Annotated in this window: 16 protein-coding genes; 4 read left to right on the forward strand and 12 right to left on the reverse strand. The window is 41.1% G+C overall.

Features of this window, described 5'->3' with window-relative positions; translation table 11 throughout:
* Positions 1-4: 4 nt before the first annotated feature.
* The 4 genes from J8L98_RS19015 to J8L98_RS19030 form a co-directional block, all read right to left on the reverse strand.
* Positions 5-775, reverse strand: a complete 771-nt coding sequence (locus tag J8L98_RS19015) for a DUF3450 domain-containing protein (RefSeq protein ID WP_192507959.1) — start codon at positions 773-775, stop codon at positions 5-7.
* 411 nt (positions 776-1,186) lie between these two features.
* Positions 1,187-1,813, reverse strand: coding sequence for a CatA-like O-acetyltransferase (locus tag J8L98_RS19020; RefSeq protein WP_210997739.1), 627 nt, complete (start codon positions 1,811-1,813; stop codon positions 1,187-1,189).
* Between the two features lie 90 nt (positions 1,814-1,903).
* Positions 1,904-2,944 (reverse strand): Glu/Leu/Phe/Val dehydrogenase, encoded by a 1,041-nt coding sequence (locus J8L98_RS19025; RefSeq protein ID WP_192507961.1) that lies wholly within the window; start codon positions 2,942-2,944, stop codon positions 1,904-1,906.
* A gap of 329 nt (positions 2,945-3,273) precedes the next feature.
* The gene (locus J8L98_RS19030) at positions 3,274-4,800 is read right to left on the reverse strand and encodes a fumarate hydratase (RefSeq protein WP_192507962.1); all 1,527 of its coding nucleotides are present in this window, start codon (positions 4,798-4,800) and stop codon (positions 3,274-3,276) included.
* A gap of 157 nt (positions 4,801-4,957) precedes the next feature.
* Between J8L98_RS19030 and pabB the strand changes: the two genes are divergently transcribed.
* The 3 genes from pabB (at position 4,958) to J8L98_RS19045 (ending at position 8,364) form a co-directional block, all read left to right on the forward strand.
* A complete protein-coding gene (gene pabB / locus J8L98_RS19035) occupies positions 4,958-6,316 on the forward strand; it encodes an aminodeoxychorismate synthase component I (RefSeq protein WP_210997740.1) in 1,359 nt (452 codons plus the stop codon).
* A gap of 18 nt (positions 6,317-6,334) precedes the next feature.
* Positions 6,335-6,898 carry a CoA pyrophosphatase gene (locus J8L98_RS19040; protein WP_210997741.1) on the forward strand — a complete coding sequence of 188 codons (564 nt, stop codon included), beginning with the start codon at positions 6,335-6,337 and terminating at the stop codon, positions 6,896-6,898.
* Between the two features lie 89 nt (positions 6,899-6,987).
* The gene (locus J8L98_RS19045) at positions 6,988-8,364 is read left to right on the forward strand and encodes an L-serine ammonia-lyase (protein WP_210997742.1); all 1,377 of its coding nucleotides are present in this window, start codon (positions 6,988-6,990) and stop codon (positions 8,362-8,364) included.
* Between the two features lie 51 nt (positions 8,365-8,415).
* Here J8L98_RS19045 and J8L98_RS19050 read toward each other — a convergent pair whose 3' ends face one another.
* Both J8L98_RS19050 and J8L98_RS19055 read right to left on the reverse strand, forming a co-directional pair.
* On the reverse strand, positions 8,416-9,288 hold the full coding sequence (locus J8L98_RS19050) for a LysR family transcriptional regulator (RefSeq protein ID WP_210997743.1): 873 nt from the start codon (positions 9,286-9,288) through the stop codon (positions 8,416-8,418).
* Between the two features lie 13 nt (positions 9,289-9,301).
* Positions 9,302-9,784, reverse strand: coding sequence for a hypothetical protein (locus J8L98_RS19055; protein ID WP_210997744.1), 483 nt, complete (start codon positions 9,782-9,784; stop codon positions 9,302-9,304).
* A gap of 376 nt (positions 9,785-10,160) precedes the next feature.
* Here J8L98_RS19055 and J8L98_RS19060 point away from each other — a divergent pair, with 376 nt between their 5' ends.
* Positions 10,161-11,102, forward strand: coding sequence for a hypothetical protein (locus J8L98_RS19060; RefSeq protein WP_210997745.1), 942 nt, complete (start codon positions 10,161-10,163; stop codon positions 11,100-11,102).
* Positions 11,103-11,145: 43 nt separating this feature from the next.
* On the opposite strand, the gene J8L98_RS19065 is transcribed toward J8L98_RS19060, so the two are convergent.
* The 6 genes from J8L98_RS19065 to carA all read right to left on the reverse strand — a co-directional run bounded on the left by J8L98_RS19065 (position 11,146) and on the right by carA (position 18,487).
* Entirely contained in the window at positions 11,146-11,958 is an 813-nt protein-coding gene (locus J8L98_RS19065; protein ID WP_210997746.1) for a DUF4198 domain-containing protein, read from the reverse strand.
* Between the two features lie 5 nt (positions 11,959-11,963).
* Positions 11,964-12,452 carry a DUF2271 domain-containing protein gene (locus J8L98_RS19070; RefSeq protein ID WP_210997747.1) on the reverse strand — a complete coding sequence of 163 codons (489 nt, stop codon included), beginning with the start codon at positions 12,450-12,452 and terminating at the stop codon, positions 11,964-11,966.
* Between the two features lie 27 nt (positions 12,453-12,479).
* Complete coding sequence (locus tag J8L98_RS19075) at positions 12,480-13,055, reverse strand: PepSY-associated TM helix domain-containing protein (RefSeq protein WP_210997748.1); 576 nt, start codon at positions 13,053-13,055, stop codon at positions 12,480-12,482.
* Between the two features lie 537 nt (positions 13,056-13,592).
* The gene (gene greA / locus J8L98_RS19080; protein ID WP_192507972.1) at positions 13,593-14,069 is read right to left on the reverse strand and encodes a transcription elongation factor GreA; all 477 of its coding nucleotides are present in this window, start codon (positions 14,067-14,069) and stop codon (positions 13,593-13,595) included.
* A gap of 45 nt (positions 14,070-14,114) precedes the next feature.
* Positions 14,115-17,333: a carbamoyl-phosphate synthase large subunit gene (gene carB / locus J8L98_RS19085; RefSeq protein WP_210997749.1), complete on the reverse strand. Its 3,219-nt coding sequence runs from the start codon at positions 17,331-17,333 to the stop codon at positions 14,115-14,117.
* Between the two features lie 17 nt (positions 17,334-17,350).
* Complete coding sequence (gene carA, locus J8L98_RS19090) at positions 17,351-18,487, reverse strand: glutamine-hydrolyzing carbamoyl-phosphate synthase small subunit (protein WP_138597169.1); 1,137 nt, start codon at positions 18,485-18,487, stop codon at positions 17,351-17,353.
* Positions 18,488-18,526 lie beyond the last annotated feature (39 nt).

Here is an 18,526-nt window from a genome sequence, read left to right on the forward strand (position 1 = left end):
TATATTACTCCGCGCCAAAGATTGGTAATGCAACAAGATCTGGGGCTGCCTGATTACGAGCGATACGGATCATATCTTTAATCGGCTTAAGGTATTCTTCACCTAATGCATCCCACTGCTTTGAATCGTTGTTCCATACCCAAGCGTGCTTCATATCAAATGATTGAGCAACGTAGGCAATACGCCCTAAGCGCGCGAAGTCAACGTTAATATTCTTTCCGCTGATTTCTAAAGAACCTTGTGATGCAGCAATACCTGAACTGTAACCAGTTTCAATTGTATATGCATCTAGAACTTGGCGGAACTTCTCAGAAGTCGTTACTTTTGAGTTAGAAAGTAATCCGCGTAGTTTTTCAACTCGACCCATACGAGTTTCAGTATCAAACGGAACGTCCGCTTTGATGAATTGCTCAAGCGTATCGATCATGCGATACATCAAAGGCACAACGTCTTGTTTGGTCTTTTCGATAGTTCCGATTTGACGGTCGAAAGATTCGATACCTGCACGTTGGTCCATAACCAAACGTTCAACGTGATCATTATAAACTTTAAGAAGTTCTGTTTCGTCTACAACACTGCGATATTCGCCGACCAATTCTTGCGTCTGACCGAAAATGTTGTCGATTTTTTCTTGAGACTTTTGAGCAGCCTTTTGAGTTTGTTGACCTACTTTTTGTACGTCGTTCAAAGGATCTGCAATCACATTGCTGCTTGCAAATGCTGTAGCACCTAAAAGTGCTGTAGCTACAAGACTCTTTCTGATTTTAACAGACATAGTTCCCAACCAATTAAGTAATGTTACTTTTATAATTTTATCACTCTTTAAAAGAGCAACCCTGATATCTTTTAACAGATATCAACTGTCCAATAATGCTAAATGCAAGTCCATGTGTCAACTTCACGGGCAAAACAATTTTTGTTGACAAGAAAAAATAAACTCGATAGAAAACAAAAAATTAACAATGATTTTCTACCCCAGCGCCTGTAGCCGTTGATTATAAAGCACTTAACCAATCTTCTTTACAATTTATTACAACCGCACAAAATATTGTAATGGATATATTATTTTGGTAAATTTCACATGCAACTCACTGATTCTAAAGGGGTCAAAATGTTAACTCCAAAAAAATTATTGCAATTTATTCACCAACAAACGTAGAGTGCTTCAAACGACTAAAAAACGAGCTTATTCTTTACTTGCTTTCGCTATTTGAACCTCAATTTCCGTGAGGAATTTAGCAACATGAAGCCCATCCATAAGGCCATGATGGACTTCAATATTTAACGGTATTGTATTAGTTATAGAATCATATTTCCCAAATACAAATTTTGGAATGCCATTTTCTACATCTCTTGCTGTACGGGCATGGCTAAAACTGGAAAACTTGAACCAAGGCAAAATGGAAACATACACCTGGTTTAAATCAGTGGACCTTGACAAAAAAACATCGTTAATCAAGGGCTGTTTTGAATGGAATTGTTGTGCGAGCACCGTACTTTGAGAGAACGCGAATAAGTCGGTGCCCTTATTCAATGGCACAAAGCGAAAGGTCTCGTCATCATTTAAAAACACCGTACTCAAAACCACATCATCAGTCACCACCACCGTATCACCCACAATTCGATAGCGCATGGGCTCATAAGCATCTATCGCTCGTGACAAACAATATAAATAACAGTGTGAAAACGGCACTTTGCGCGCTTTCGACCACGCGTGTAACTTACCAAGCTCTAATTCAACTGTTATATTAAAAAACGGCTCCGAAAACGCTTGATAAAATCTAAAGTGGTCTGCTCTAGGCCATGTTTTCATATTCAAAGTTTTCAATACTCATCACTCTCACATAAAAAAGGCATGCCAGAGCATGCCTTATCATTTTTCATTGAAATTATAGTCTATCGATTATAAACCGTTTGCTATTATCTCTTGTGCCAATTCATCCGCAATAATGTGAGTAGACTTTTGTTCAGACTCAGAGCGAGTAAAAATCTCTGCTAATGTCTCAAAAATGCCTTCAACATGCTTAGTTGCAAGTGCTTCATCGTACCCTTGTGGTTGGGTTTCATAAAACACATTAATGATACCCCCAGCGTTAATCACATAATCAGGTGCGTACAACACGCCTTTTTCACGTAATATCTCACCATGTCGAGACTCTGCAAGCTGGTTATTAGCGCAGCCTGCAATGATATTCGCTTTAATTCTCGGAATAGTTTCATCATTTACCGTTGCGCCTAAAGCACATGGAGCGTAAACATCCACATCAAGGTCGTAAATCTCATCGATACCAACAGCAGTTGCACCAAAATCAGTTACCACTCTATCAACGGACGCCATATTTATGTCTGTCACGAACAACTCTGCGCCCGCCTCATGTAAGTGCTTACACAAGCCATAAGCAACCGCGCCAAGCCCTTGTACTGCGACTTTAACACCCGCTAAATCTTGATGTCCATGCTTATGCTGATATGCCGCTTTGATCCCTAAGAACGTACCTAGAGCAGTAAATGGTGATGGGTTACCACTTTTACCTTCAAGACCTAATACATAATTAGTTTCTTGATTCATAACCATTACATCACCGGTAGTAATGTTAACATCTTCTGCTGAATAATAGCTGCCACCTAAACGCTCAAGGTGTCTGCCAAAAGCCTTAAATAGTGCATCCGACTTAATTGTCTTAGCATCACCTATAATGACTGATTTTCCGCCACCAAATGGTAAACGAGCAACCGCATTTTTATATGTCATTCCCTTTGACAGGCGCAGTACATCATACACCGCATCTTCATCTTCTGCATAATCCCACAAGCGGCAACCGCCTACGGCAGGACCTAGCTTAGTGCTATGTACTGCTATAATGGCTTTTAAGCCTGACGCCTCATCGGCACAAAACACCACTTGTTCATGGTTATCAAATTCAACTTGGTTAAAAACAGCCACTTTATAGTTCTCCGAAATTTTTGCCCCATTGGGGTGAGTAGCGCTGAAACTGGCAAAACTCTATCACTATCTGTTTGGTGTTACTAGGAAATGAGATGATCAACCTACAATTGCTTGCATATTTAAATTGTTATTTTAAATGCAACCAAAAATAGAGGTAAATAATTCAATATTTATTTAAATAACAACTTATACAGTTAAAATATCTTAATTATCAGCAAGGACCCTTTACGTAAACGTAAAGCTCGACCCCAATGTACAGATATAATTACAAAAAAAACCGCATAAAAGTGACCTTATATGCGGTTATGATTAAACTGTTAACAAGTTTATTTTAACTTACTATCTAACTCTTCTATTTTTGCTTTCCAGATTGCAGGGCCTTGTTCATGCGCATTGGCACCAGTGCTATCTACCGCAACAGTTACCGGCATATCTTCTACTTCAAATTCATAGATAGCTTCCATTCCCAAATCTTCAAAAGCAACGACCCGCGCTTTTTTAATTGCCTTCGCAACCAAGTATGCAGCACCACCGACAGCCATTAAATACACTGATTTATTTTGTTTAATTGATTCAACGGTCGCTGGGCCTCGTTCTGCTTTACCAATCATACCAACAATGCCAGTACTTTCGAGCATCAAGTCAGTGAATTTATCCATACGCGTTGCCGTTGTTGGACCAGCAGGGCCCACCGCTTCATCACCGACAGCATCAACAGGGCCTACGTAATAAATAAATTTATTATTGAAGTCTACATTTTTAGGTAAACCTTCACCTGAGTTGATCATATCTTGTAAACGTTTGTGTGCAGCATCACGGCCCGTTAAAATTTTGCCTGAAAGTAATACTGTCTCACCCATTTTCCAGTCATGGGTATCTTCTTTTGTCAGCGTATCAAGGTTAACGCGACGCGTATCTTCACCCACTTCCCATGTCACTTCAGGCCAATCTTCTAGTTTTGGCGCTTTTAAATCTGCAGGTCCTGAACCATCGAGCGTAAAGTGTACATGGCGTGTAGCTGCACAATTTGGGATCATAACCACAGGTTTTGATGCCGCATGGGTAGGCGCTGTTTTGATTTTTATATCAACCACTGTTGTTAGCCCACCAAGACCTTGAGCACCGATCCCTAGTTTGTTCGCTCGCTCGAAAATCTCTAGACGCAATTTTTCTTCTGCAGTTTCAGCGCCTCGAGCTTGTAATTCATGAATATCAACCGGATCCATCAGCGATTCTTTTGCCAGTACAGCGGCCTTTTCCGCAGTACCACCAATACCTATTCCTAACATACCCGGTGGGCACCAACCTGCCCCCATTGTTGGCAGTGTTTTTTCAACCCATGCAGCCACATCATCTGATGGGTTCAGCATTACCATTTTTGTTTTATTTTCTGAACCACCACCTTTCGCGGCAATCATTACTTCCACTTCAGCGCCAGCCACCATATCAATGTGCACAACCGATGGTGTATTGTCTTTGGTGTTTTTACGACTTCCTGCTGGATCTGCTACAATAGAAGCTCGCAGAGGATTGTCTGGATTTAAATATGCGCGACGAGTACCTTCATCAACCATTTGTTGAACAGTTAAATCCGTTTGATCCCATTTCACATCCATGCCAACTTTAACAAAACAGGTCACGATACCTGTATCTTGACACAGCGGGCGTTTGCCTTCTGCAGACATGCGAGAATTTATCAAAATTTGCGCAATGGCATCTTTTGCAGCTTTACTTTCTTCTTTGTGATAAGCCTTCTCTAATGCTTGAACAAAATCCAACGGGTGATAAAAAGAGATATATTGCAAAGCATCTTCAATACTGTCGATGAAATCTTGCTGACGGATCATACTCATGACGGTTCCTTAATTTGTGCTATTAACCACAATAGTCAATAACAGAATACATCTAGACGATAATGACGGTTTACAGTGACCCTTCGGTGACTGTAGAAAACGAGATAAGTATGATACCCTCCCCGCCCGTTTCGGGCTAGTTTTCAGGTTCAAGTAAATGATAAATGAGCAAATCAATTGTAAAAAATTAGATATATCACTCTCCACTGTGGCACTTTTTGAGCAATTTGCCCACTTACCATACGCAATTTTGCTCGATTCTAGTCATGCTCAACATGAAAATAGTCGCTATGACATTATCAGCATTAACCCGACACATATACTTGAAGCCAAATCTCAAGCAATTTTTCTAGATGGAAATAAAATAGAGTTAAATTGGTTCGAGGCCATGAATACCCACTTAAATATGTTATCTAAACATCCCGCGCCATTTGAATTGCCATTTTCAGGCGGTTGGTTAGGTTATTTTGGTTATGATTTAGGCCGTTATATAGAACGAGTGCCTGAATCAGCACAACAAGATATTGCGTTACCTGATATGGTCGTTGGCCTCTACCTAGATGCGTTGATCAAAGATAACTTAACAGATACTTGGTATTATGTGTCGCAACCAAACGTCGATAACTTATCCGATTACTTCGACTTATCTACACCGACAAACAGCGCTGAGAGTAACAACGACTTCTCATTAAACAGCGATTGGACATCGAACCTTACACAACAAGAGTACTTTGATAAATTTTCACACATTCAAGCTTACTTAAAAAGTGGTGACTGTTATCAGATTAATCTCGCACAACGCTTCAGTGCACAATACTCTGGCAATCCCTGGGCAGCATATAAACGCTTGCAAACTCAAAATAAAGCCCCCTTTTCTGCCTATATTAATTTGCCTTATGGCGCTGTTTTATCGGTATCACCAGAACGGTTTTTGCTCGTTAATCACAACAAAGTTGAATCAAAACCTATCAAAGGTACTCTACCCAGACTTGCAAACGCCGATGCAGATCGCCAACAAGCCATAACACTGCAAAATAGTGCGAAAGATCGTGCTGAGAATGTGATGATTGTCGACTTATTAAGAAATGATCTTGGTAAAGTTGCTCGGCCTGGCTCCGTATCTGTCCCCAAACTGTTTGCCATTGAGAGCTTCCCCGCGGTGCACCACTTAGTAAGCACCGTTACCAGTGAACTTGCACAAGGAAAAACCGCGGTTGATCAATTATATGCAGCATTCCCTGGAGGGTCGATAACAGGCGCACCAAAAATTAGAGCCATGGAAATCATCGAAGAGCTAGAGCCGCACCGACGCAGTGTATATTGTGGATCAATTGGCTATTTAAGTGCATGTGGTCGAATGGATACATCCATTACCATCAGAACACTAATATGCCACAACAATACAATATTTTGTTGGGCCGGTGGCGGCATTGTTGCAGATTCGGAAGCTGATTTAGAATATCAAGAAACTTTTCATAAAGTACAAAAAATCTTACCTATACTTAGTAAACAATGAATCTCGTTTGGAGAAACAGTGAAACTATCTGATGTTATTGCCAGATTTCATATTCATGCTGATACAACAAGCGACCATCAAGCACATACCAGCGTTCGTGACAGCGCCATTTTGTTACCTTTAATTGAAGAACACGGTGAAGCTGCTTTACTATTTTGCAAACGCCCCGCTTATCTGGCACATCACCCAAGTCAAATTTGTTTTCCTGGTGGCAAAGTAGAACCCAGTGACAAATCAAAAACACACACGGCCGTGCGAGAAACACAAGAAGAGCTGGGAATAGAATCACAATACATAAACCCCATAGGTCAGCTCAACGAGCATAATACTTTAACAGGGTTTTGTATTAGACCTATCGTGGCAACACTTGAAAAACATGCCATATGGCATACTAAAAGTGCTGAAGTTGATCATGCTTTTACCATCAAGCTCTCGCACCTGATAGACCATAATAACTGGCAAACTATGCATGTTGAATATGCCGGTAAGTCACGTCAGATGGACGGCTTTTTAACACCATATGGTCTCCTATGGGGCGCAACCGCCAGTGTCGTTAAAAACTTTGTTAAATTGGTTGAGTAAGCATAATAAATTCATAATTGAACTGGTTACAATTATGCATTTTAAAGTTATGATGTGCGCCCGTTCAAAGGCAATGTTGAGTATAAATTATGATTAGTGCATTCGATATGTTTAGTATCGGTATTGGACCTTCGTCGTCGCATACCGTCGGTCCAATGCGCGCGTCTCGTTTATTCGTACAAGATTTACAATCTAAAGGAATGATCGAAGACGTTACTGCTGTTAAAGTCGAGCTATACGGCTCATTAGGTCAAACTGGTATTGGCCACGGTTCAGGTAAAGCGGTTATTTTAGGTCTTGCAGGTTACGATCCTGAGACCATCGACGCTGATACTGTTCCATCTATCTTAGATCAAATCGAAAAAGAACAAGTGATCTACTTAGATAAAACCCACAAAGCAGCTTTTCCTAAGCAAGGCGCCATCGTATTTCACCGTAGAAAAACCCTTCCAAAGCACTCTAACGCAATGGAAATTGTTGCTTTTAATGGTGACGAACGTCTGCATAGCCAAGTATATTATTCAATCGGCGGTGGCTTCATTGTAACTGACGAACAGTTTGACTGTGAAAAGCAAGCGGCGCTAGATATAAGAGAACAAAACCCTGCTCCTTACCTATTTGAAAATGCAGCTGAACTCCTTGCTTTGTGTAAAGACTCTGGCCTGAGTGTTTCATCTTTAATGATGGCAAATGAAAAAACATTGCGTACACAGGCAGAAATTAAAGCTGAATTGTTTAATATCTGGGAAGTCATGAAAGCGTGTATCGAGCGCGGTATGAGAACCGAAGGTATTTTACCTGGTGGCTTAAAAGTTAAGCGTCGAGCACCTAGTCTGTATTTAAAGCTCAATGTAGAAAACAGTAATGATCCATTACGGGCCATGGACTGGGTTGATTTGTTTGCCCTCGCCGTTAATGAAGAAAATGCTGCTGGCGGCCGTGTTGTAACAGCACCGACCAATGGTGCCGCCGGTATTTTACCATCAGTATTAATGTACTATCACACATTTATTCGAGAAGTTGACGAAGAAATTGCCACCCGTTACTTACTGACAGCTGCAGCAATTGGTATTTTATACAAAAAAAATGCCTCTATTTCTGGTGCTGAAGTAGGCTGCCAAGGTGAAGTCGGCGTTGCGTGCTCAATGGCCGCAGGCGCATTAACAGAAATTATGGGCGGCAATGTCGTACATGTTGAAAATGCTGCAGAAATTGGTATGGAACACAATTTAGGCTTAACCTGTGACCCTGTTGGTGGTTTAGTGCAAGTACCTTGTATCGAACGAAATGCGATGGGCGCCGTCAAAGCCATCAACGCTTCTCGACTTGCCATTAGAGGTACTGGTGACCAAAAGGTATCGCTCGATAAAGTCATTAAAACCATGCTAGATACTGGTAATGACATGAAGACAAAATATAAAGAAACAGCCCGCGGTGGATTGGCTGTGAATATTATCGAGTGCTAACGCTGCCAATGTAACGTTCTGATTGACCCAAGCTCAATCGTGCTTGGGTTTTCACTGTTTAATTTCACCGAATATTAACGGTTTTTTCTGACGTATCGCGTGTGTTAAAAAGCGCATCAACGCGCGAATACGTGGAACATCTTTAAGGTCTGGGTGAGTTAGCACCCATATATCCTGATGTATCATTAACGACTGAGCGTTTAAACGCTTAAGTCCTAACGTGTCTGCAATATAACAGGCACCGAGTATCATTCCTTGATCTTTTAAAGCCGCGTAATGACGCAAGACTAAATCTTCGATTGTAAATCCAATCGGTGCATCAGGGAAGGGAGATTGAGCAATCCAGGTCGGTGCTGCCTGTTGATACACATTAGTTATCCACTGATATTGTGAACACTCCTTCGCTTCTAAATATGCCTCACTGGCATAATAACCCAAATAAATGGGAAATAAGCGATGTCCAACTAAATGCTCATCGGGTGTATTAGATACCCTCACAACAACGTCTGCTTCAGATCTATCTAAATCAGCTAAAGAGTATGAAGTATGTACATGTAAAGAGATATTTTTATGCTGAGATTGAAAATCATGTAACGCGTCAAAAATTAAGAATTGCGCAATTGCAGGTGGCACTGATAAATGAATATTACCCGATAGATCCGCATTGACACTTTGCTCTCGGCGTAAATCGCTTAATATCAGCTTTTCAATTTCTTGCGCTGAGTGTAATAAGGTTTTGCCAAAACAGGTTAGCACAAATCCAGATTGATTCGACTCAAACACATCTGCATTGTACTTATTCTTTAATGCCAATACTCTCCTTGAAACTGTCGAGTGATTTAGCGTTAATATCTCAGCTGCACCGCGCAATGTTTTGCCTCGATATAACGCCAAAATCAGCCGATAGTCATCCCAGTTTTCCATTTTTTCCTTATCTTTATATTGGTAATACTGTATTTGGTGAGTGCACTGTGAAAGCAGATATTTTCCAACTTGCACCAACTTTATTGATAAAATACGTCGCCCCCACTCGGTTATGTACTTCACCGGTTTTCAAATAACGGACAGCTCTGTTACTCACAATTGCAACTGAGTCACTCAATTGTTGAATGCCCACTTTCTCCCATGAAACACGTGTAACACCTTGCTTTTTTAAGTTATCTAAAAAGCCTTTAACCTGTTCGTTAAATTTATTAGCTGATGTAACTGCTGCCCCACTTCGGCCAGAAAGTACCATCATTTTATCATGATACAATTGCGTCTTGTTCGTCAACTCACCATGGCGTAAATAGTCATTATATTTGTCCATATAAGCGGCAAATACCGCTTCAATCTCCATGACATCAGCTTGTTTTGCTTGTGTTGTTAATGACATTAATGCCATATAAAGTAACCAGAATATAGGCAGTATTTCTTTCATATTTTTCTCATGCTCCAATTAAAGTTTCGACACAAGAATAACAATCGATGTAGCCTCTGTCGTGGAGTGATTTTATATAACGGTGTTGCACATATGCAACATCGACAAGCCTGAGTAGCGGTGGCATATAGAACGGTAGCATTTACTAAACGATTTTCTCTACTGTTTATCTTATCGAGCTTACTTCCAAAATCTACTAAAAACACTCTAACACCGCCCTCCTACTCACGATTAAAAGTGCGATAGCCACGTTAGTTCCTTGGTATTAAACCCAGCTTCTGATGGCACAAACCCTACATTTTTTCTCACTTAACACTTTTATTTACATTGCCTAATGATATATCGTAGAAACTCTACTTCTCCACTTAGAACGCATATGCTCAAGCTACCCTTGTTATTTACGCTCGTTGGCACGGCCCTGTTTACTTCCGCTCAACCTAGTCAGTTTCTTGTATATGGTGATATGCCTTATTCTGATGTGGATGCAAAAATGCTCAGTAAACCTACCGGCATACTTTATAAAGCAGCACAAAGTACACCTCATGACTTTGTTGTACATGTTGGAGACATTAAATCCGGTGCGGTACCTTGCACAAACACGATACTAAAAGAAAATTACACACTCATTAGCCAGATAAGTACGCAACCTTTTATTTATACGCCTGGAGACAATGATTGGACTGACTGCGATAGAAAAAGCCTAAAACCAAGGTATGACGAGCTCGAACGATTAGATTTCATTCGTACAGAGTTCACTCACACCTCAGCAAAACTTAACAAATACACACGGCAAACAGCGCAACCTGAGAATCAAGCTTGGCTACATAATAATGTTCGTTTTATAACCTTGCACGTGGTTGGCACTAATAATGGCCGTAAGCAAATTTTAAACTCAGATAAAAAAATCGCACGCGCGCAAGTACAAGCCAGAGACTCACATAACTTAAACTGGCTAACATCTCATTTAAATGAAAACCTAACTGCGGCGGTGATATTTATGCAAGCAGATATATTTGCTCCTCCAAAACATGACAAAGCTTGCACTGATACTCGCCAAAAGAAGTGTGATGGGTTTAAAGTATATAAAGAGGCATTGAACAAACTTGCAAATACGTATGACTTTCCCATTTTAGTCAGTCATGGAGATACAAAAGCATTTTGCTTATCGAAAATAGCTGCTGGGTTATGGCAACTGAACGGCCCTGGTGACTTTCAGTATTTAGACATCGCCAAAGTCACTGTAGATGTTAAAAATAAAGTAACACCTTTTTCTGTACGCTCTTTACTGACAAATAAAACGATACATGATTGCCAATAATATAGGCAATCATGACTGTGATATAAAGTACATGTACAGAGGCTTAGTTCAATACCGCCTCAAAAGTAAAGAATACTTGGCCACCCATTTCATCAGCCAATGGGTTATTCTTTTGCGATTTTTTAAATTCAGCAATTAATAAGTATCTACCAGCCTCTGGTAATGTAAACGAGATCTGCCCCTTTTGATCAGAGGTCAATTTCAATGCATCCAAATTGTTCCTATAGCGCGCACCATCTTTAATAATTTCAACTTCTACGCCTTTTTGTGGCAAGCCATCAAACACAAATTGCAGTTGTGCTTTTTCATTTTGAGCAATGTCAGACGGATGTGTAATTGGCTTCAACTCTAAACCCTGCTTGGTTAAACGGTAGTTCTCTGTGGGTGCATTGAGTGTTACGAAGGTCATAACTTGCGATTTAGAGGCCAGCGTGTTGACATTTTTAGCGCCTTTGGGAAGTTTAGCATCACGATTCGCTTTGCTTGTATTGCGTAGCCACTGCGTACCATCCTTTCCTTTTATTTCATAACTGGTCCAGTAACTGACATCACTATCCAAAAACATTTTATACGTTCCGTCTTCCACTAAATTAATGTCCACTACGCTTTTACGGTGACCTCGAAAGCTTGAACTTGGACGAGCACGTTCACCATTTGGTTTAATAATACTAAACCTGTCTGAACCCATTGGCTTATCGACGTCAAACGTTTCGTTAGATGCCGTAACATCGGCCATTATCCATACCTGTTCTTCGCCCGACACACTAAAATGAGTAGGTAAAATCCAACGGTTATGTGCCTGTGCCGAGGTAGCCATTGAAAATACTAAAATAGCGAATAACTTTAATTTAGACATACTTTTTATTCCTTAATCGAAAATGTTGCGATATTTGTTTCTGGGGTAGCTTTAAGGGTATAAGTCTGCGCCTGCCCATTTAAGCTAAACTTTTTCTTAATAATGGCTCGACCACCGTTCTCTCTAACGACTTCAACTTTCAAGGTATAATTGTCATTCTCTAGTCTATTCCCTTGATCATCACTCGCTTTAAAATTCAAACGATAATCTCCCGCTGGACGTGTTGCAGAAGTGATAGAATCAACCAGCTCAGGTGCTCGTCGCCCTACTTTTCGCCACCAAGTACGAATATCTTTAAGCCACTTAGCCCCTTCACGCCAGAGTAATAACGTACGCACACTTTTACCTGCGTCGTCCTCAATCCAAACCGCAACATAAGGATTGTGGTACTCTCCTGTTTGTTTCGCTAAGTTGATTGATAGTTCAATTTCTGTACTCTGCGCTTCCCCCATAAGGAATAACGCTACAACTAAAACCGCCCATTTTTTTATCACTTTACCTCCTCGAAAAATCAAACTGTGCTACACATAAAATACGTAGCAAAAAAATACCGCTAAGGTCGTTACTAAACTCAACGCTAAGGTTTTATTTACGCGTCGCTGTGCAAGTGCCAAAACAAAACCTGTAATACTAAATAAAATCATTAATATGGCGCTAGCATCGATTATAAAGCGCCACAATGCACCGCTATTACGGCCTTTATGTAAATCATTGAGTTTTGCCCACATGCCATAATTTGTTTTTTCTATAAACGCGTCACCACTTTCTAGATCCACTGTAATGGCCAAATGTGCGCCCGGGCCCTTATCACTGATAAACAGCTCATACTCATCTCGCTCTAATGTAAGTCTCTTACCATTAAACCAACTTTGTTGATGCAAATATTTTATGAGTTCACCTTGGTGCTCTACCCCAAGTAATGAACGAGGCAATTGAAGTTCCAATTCATCAACATACGCTTCGTTATCTGCAAACCATTCTGGGTGATTCAACGTTACCCCTGTAATGGAAAAAAACACCATCAGTGTTAATAACGCCATAGATACATAAACATGGATCACACGAGAGTAATTGAGAAAAGATTTATTTATCCGCACGAGGGGTTTCCTTAATGTGTACGACGAACACGTCCATACAATTTAAAGCCATTTTTGATTGGTTATTTACTCTAATGCGCAGCTTGCTGCAGGCGACAATATGTTGATCAGACGATTGTTAACCGTCAAAATACAGGAGAAAAAACCCAAATACATCGAATTAATTTCCCCTCTGTTGTTTTTATCAAATAGTTTACAAAACAAACACATAACAATCACAAAAATGGGGGTTATCACGTTATTTTATTCAATGGAAAAGCCATTAATGTAATACTGGTTTTGAGGTAAGCAATACATAGAAAATTATATAATTCGGTTTTACTATTTACATACTTATTAAGCATTTTTTCTGAACCAATCAGTAGATCTACACCACTGCTTAGTATTTTCTAGCCAAACTAACCCGCCAACTATTTTGGAAACTAAGTACTCTCACAAGTTATTTCCTATATGCACAGCTACTCCTTCAGAAGACACGATATACTAAAAACAAAAAAGCCGAGCATTGCTCGGCCTTTTACTGATTTAGTTTAATACTTAAATATATTCAACTTCGATGATTTCATATTCAACAGCACCATTTGGTGTTTGAATATTCGCTGTATCATCTAACTCTTTTCCAATTAGTCCACGCGCGATAGGTGAATTAACCGAAATTAAATTACTTTTAATATCAGCTTCATCATCACCAACAATGCGGTATTTCACTTCTTCATCAGTATCAACATTAACGATCGTTACGGTTGTACCAAATATCACTTTACCGTTATTGGCAACCTTTGTGACATCAATAATTTGAGAAGTGGAAAGCTTCGCTTCAATTTCTTGAATGCGGCCTTCACAAAAACCTTGCTGCTCACGCGCTGCATGATATTCAGCATTTTCTTTTAAGTCGCCATGTTCACGCGCATCGGCGATATCGGCAACTATTTTAGGGCGAACTACCGATTTTAAATGGTTTAGTTCTTCACGAAGTAATTGCTCACCTCGTACTGTCATCGGAATTGATTGCATAAGTATCTCACTTATCGCCAAGGTTTCTAGGCCTTGGCTTTGTCCTTAGTTCAATCGTTGGTGTAATTCTTGTACAGAGTTCACTACATTTCTGTCATCTGCAGCATGCGCAGTACAGTTAGCAAACGCTGCATTAAGCGTTGTGGTGTAATTTGTCTTATGTCTTAATGCACCACGACGTAACACCTTCGAGTCTTCAATTGCTTGGCGACCTTCAGTGGTATTTACAATGTAGCTATACTCACCATTTTTGATACGGTCAAGAATATGAGGTCGGCCTTCAAATACCTTGTTCACACGGCGAACTTCAATGCCTGCTTCTTCAAGGGCTTTTGCGGTACCGTTTGTTGCATCTAGCTCAAAACCAATTTCTCTCATGGTTTTTGCTAATTCAACAATACGTGACTTGTCGCTGTTACGCACAGATAGTAGCGCGCGGCCACCGCGTGGTAAAGCATTACCCGCACCTAATTGTGCTTTTGCAAACGCATCGGCGAAATTATCACCAACACCCATCACTTCACCCGTTGAACGCATCTCTGGGCCACGTAATGGATCAACACCTTGGAACTTAGCAAACGGCAGTACCACTTCTTTTACACTGTAGTACGGTGGAATAATCTCTTCAGTAACACCTTGGCTTGCTAAGGTTTGACCCGCCATACAACGCGCAGCCACTTTAGCCAATGCCACACCTGTTGCTTTTGAAACAAACGGCACTGTACGAGCAGCACGTGGGTTTACTTCAATTAAATACACTTTGCCATCTTTAACAGCAAACTGCGTATTCATTAAACCAACAACCCCAAGCTCAAGCGCCATACCAGTTACTTGCTTACGCATAACGTCTTGTATATCTTGCGGTAAAGAATGTGCTGGCAATGAACATGCAGAGTCACCAGAGTGAACACCCGCTTGCTCAATGTGCTCCATGATGCCGCCAATAATAACTTGCTCGCCATCACAAATTGCATCTACGTCAACTTCAATCGCATCATCTAAGAAACGGTCAAGCAATACAGGTGCTTCATTTGACGCTTGTACAGCCTCTGTCATATAACGGCGTAAATCATCTTCGTCATAAACGATTTCCATTGCACGACCACCAAGAACATAGGATGGACGAACAACTAGTGGAAAGCCAATCTCTTGAGACTTAGCAATCGCTTCTTCCGTTGACGTTACCGTTGCATTTTCAGGCTGTAAAAGGTCTAAACGGTCAACCAATTGCTGGAAGCGTTCACGGTCTTCAGCACGGTCAATTGCATCTGGTGATGTGCCAATTATTGGAACACCGTTTGCTTCAAGCTCACGCGCTAATTTCAGTGGTGTTTGACCACCGTACTGAACGATAACACCCACAGGCTTTTCAACACGTACAATCTCAAGGACATCTTCAAGCGTAATTGGTTCGAAGAATAAGCGATCAGATGTGTCATAATCCGTTGAAACCGTTTCAGGGTTACAGTTAACCATGATAGTTTCGTAACCATCTTCACGCAATGCAAGTGCTGCGTGCACACAACAGTAATCGAATTCAATACCTTGACCGATACGGTTTGGACCACCACCAATCACCATGATTTTATCTTTATCAGACGGATTCGCTTCACACTCTTCATCATAAGTAGAGTACATGTAAGCGGTGTCTGAGCTAAACTCTGCCGCACATGTATCTACACGCTTATATACTGGCAAAATTTCTAATTGGTGACGCTTTTTACGAATTTCTTTTTCTGATACACCTGCAATCTCAGCAATACGTGCATCAGCAAACCCTTTACGCTTAAGACGACGCAAGAAGTCTTTAGTTAAACCCGCTAGACCAACATCCGCAATAGTTGCTTCATCTTTGATAATGTCTTCGATTTGCACTAAGTACCAACGGTCAACTTTAGTCAACTCAAATACATCTTCAACACTCATACCATGGCGCATTGCATCTGCAATGTACCAAATACGCTCCGCACCAGGCTCGCGTAATTCGCGAATGATTTTCTCTTTCGCTTTAGGGTCATCAAGTGCCACAATCGGGTTAAACCCGTTTGCACCCACTTCTAAGCCACGTAATGCTTTATGTAATGACTCTTGTTGGTTGCGCCCAATTGCCATCACTTCACCCACAGACTTCATCTGTGTTGTTAAACGGTCATTGGCACCAGCAAACTTTTCAAAGTTAAAGCGTGGGATCTTAGTAACAACATAGTCAATTGACGGCTCAAAAGAAGCTGGTGTTGCGCCGCCCGTAATGTCATTTTGCAGTTCGTCAAGGGTATAGCCAATTGCCAGCTTTGCCGCAATTTTTGCAATCGGGAAGCCAGTTGCTTTTGAAGCAAGCGCAGACGAACGAGATACACGTGGGTTCATCTCAATAATAACCATACGGCCATCATCAGGATTAACACCAAACTGTACGTTTGAACCACCTGTTTCAACACCGATTTCACGCAGAACCGCCATCGAAGCATTACGCATCAATTGGTATTCTTTATCAGTCAGTGTTTGTGCTGGAGCAACCGTGATTGAATCACCTGTGTGAACACCCATTGGATCGAAGTTTTCAATAGCACATACAATGATACAGTTATCGTTTTTGTCACGAACAACTTCCATTTCGTACTCTTTCCAACCAATCAAGCTTTCATCTATTAACAATTCGCTCGTTGGTGAAAGGTCAAGACCACGAGTACAAATTTCATCGAACTCTTCTTGGTTATAAGCAACACCACCACCGGTTCCACCCATCGTGAATGAAGGACGAATAATACATGGGAAGCCAATACGAGTAAGCACGTCGTGTGCTTCATCAATTGTATGTGCAATTTCTGCGCGAGGACACTCCAAGCCGATATTTTTCATCGCAACGTCAAAGCGTTCGCGGTTTTCAGCTTTATCGATAGCATCTGCTGTCGCGCCAATAAGCTCTACACCATGCTTAGCTAATACACCGTATTTATCTAAGTCTAGCGCACAGTTCAATGCTGTTTGACCACCCATAGTCGGTAGGACAGCATCTGGCTTTTCTTTTTCAATAATCTTTTCAACAACTTCCCAATGAATTGGCTCGATGTACGTCGCATCAGCCATTTCAGGGTCTGTCATAATCGTCGCAGGGTTTGAGTTAACAAGAATAACTCGATAACCTTCTTCTCTTAGTGCTTTACACGCTTGAGCACCTGAGTAGTCAAATTCACAGGCTTGGCCAATCACAATCGGGCCTGCGCCTAAGATAAGAATGCTTTTTAAATCAGTACGTTTTGGCATTATTACTCCGGTCTCAATTAAGCTTTACGAGCTAGCATTAGTTCAATGAAATGGTCAAACAAAGGCGCTGCATCATGCGGACCTGGGCTTGCCTCTGGGTGACCTTGGAAACTAAATGCAGGCTTATCTGTACGGTGAATACCTTGTAAAGTACCATCAAACAATGATTTGTGCGTTGCACGTAGTGTATCTGGTAAGCTTGCTTCATCCGCTGCGAAGCCATGGTTTTGTGCAGTGATCATCACCACGTTACGGTCTAGGTCTTTTACTGGATGGTTACCACCATGGTGACCAAACTTCATCTTAACTGTTTGTGCACCTGAAGCTAATGCCAATAATTGATGACCTAAACAAATACCAAAGATTGGTGTGTCTGTTTCCAGAAAAGTTTTAATTGCATCAATAGCATAGGTACATGGCTCAGGGTCGCCAGGTCCATTTGACAAGAAAATACCATCTGGGTTTAGTGCTAACACGTCTGCAGCGGAGGTTTCTGCAGGTACCACTGTTAACTTACAACCTCGATCCACCAGCATACGTAGAATATTCTTCTTCACGCCAAAGTCATATGCAACTACATGGAATTTTTCTTCTTCTGCCGCAAGCGTGCGGTAGCCTTCACCCAAAGTCCAGCTTGAATCCGCCCAAGTATACTGTTCTTTCGTACAGACTACTTTTGCCAAATCCATGCCTTTTAAACCTGGGAATGCTTTTGCCGCTTCTAATGCTTGTTGCTCATCAAGTGAGTCACCCGCAATAATACACCCATTTTGCGCGCCTTTATCACGTAAAATACGCGTTAATTTACGTGTATCAATATCCGCTATCCCTAAGATATTACGTTCTTTTAGGTAATCGCTTAACGATTGCTCGTTACGGAAATTACTAGCGAGTAAAGGCAAATCGCGGATCACTAGGCCTTTCGCCCAGATCTGGTCCGCTTCTTCGTCTTCACTGTTAGTTCCGGTATTACCGATATGTGGGTAAGTCAGCGTTACAATTTGTTCCGCGTACGACGGGTCCGTCAAAATTTCTTGATAACCAGTCATAGACGTATTGAATACTACTTCACCGACTGACAAGCCGTCAGCGCCGATCGCAGTACCGCGAAACACTGTGCCGTCTTCAAGGACTAACAGAGCGGATTTAGTCAAGATAACCTCCTAAATGGTAAAAAACGGGAGCTAGCTATT

It is taken from the genome of Pseudoalteromonas sp. MMG013 (assembly GCF_018100885.1).
Lineage (GTDB): Bacteria > Pseudomonadota > Gammaproteobacteria > Enterobacterales > Alteromonadaceae > Pseudoalteromonas > Pseudoalteromonas aurantia.

What these genes read in the sequence shown, in the direction of transcription:
- J8L98_RS19030 (WP_192507962.1), bottom strand. Translation starts at nt 4,800, where the DNA reads ATGAGTATGATCCGTCAGCAAGATTTCATCGACAGTATTGAAGATGCT.
- J8L98_RS19015 (WP_192507959.1), bottom strand. Translation starts at nt 775, where the DNA reads ATGTCTGTTAAAATCAGAAAGAGTCTTGTAGCTACAGCACTTTTAGGT.
- J8L98_RS19055 (WP_210997744.1), bottom strand. Translation starts at nt 9,784, where the DNA reads ATGAAAGAAATACTGCCTATATTCTGGTTACTTTATATGGCATTAATG.
- J8L98_RS19045 (WP_210997742.1), top strand. Translation starts at nt 6,988, where the DNA reads ATGATTAGTGCATTCGATATGTTTAGTATCGGTATTGGACCTTCGTCG.
- J8L98_RS19060 (WP_210997745.1), top strand. Translation starts at nt 10,161, where the DNA reads ATGCTCAAGCTACCCTTGTTATTTACGCTCGTTGGCACGGCCCTGTTT.
- J8L98_RS19065 (WP_210997746.1), bottom strand. Translation starts at nt 11,958, where the DNA reads ATGTCTAAATTAAAGTTATTCGCTATTTTAGTATTTTCAATGGCTACC.
- carB (WP_210997749.1), bottom strand. Translation starts at nt 17,333, where the DNA reads ATGCCAAAACGTACTGATTTAAAAAGCATTCTTATCTTAGGCGCAGGC.
- pabB (WP_210997740.1), top strand. Translation starts at nt 4,958, where the DNA reads ATGATAAATGAGCAAATCAATTGTAAAAAATTAGATATATCACTCTCC.
- J8L98_RS19020 (WP_210997739.1), bottom strand. Translation starts at nt 1,813, where the DNA reads ATGAAAACATGGCCTAGAGCAGACCACTTTAGATTTTATCAAGCGTTT.
- greA (WP_192507972.1), bottom strand. Translation starts at nt 14,069, where the DNA reads ATGCAATCAATTCCGATGACAGTACGAGGTGAGCAATTACTTCGTGAA.
- J8L98_RS19050 (WP_210997743.1), bottom strand. Translation starts at nt 9,288, where the DNA reads ATGGAAAACTGGGATGACTATCGGCTGATTTTGGCGTTATATCGAGGC.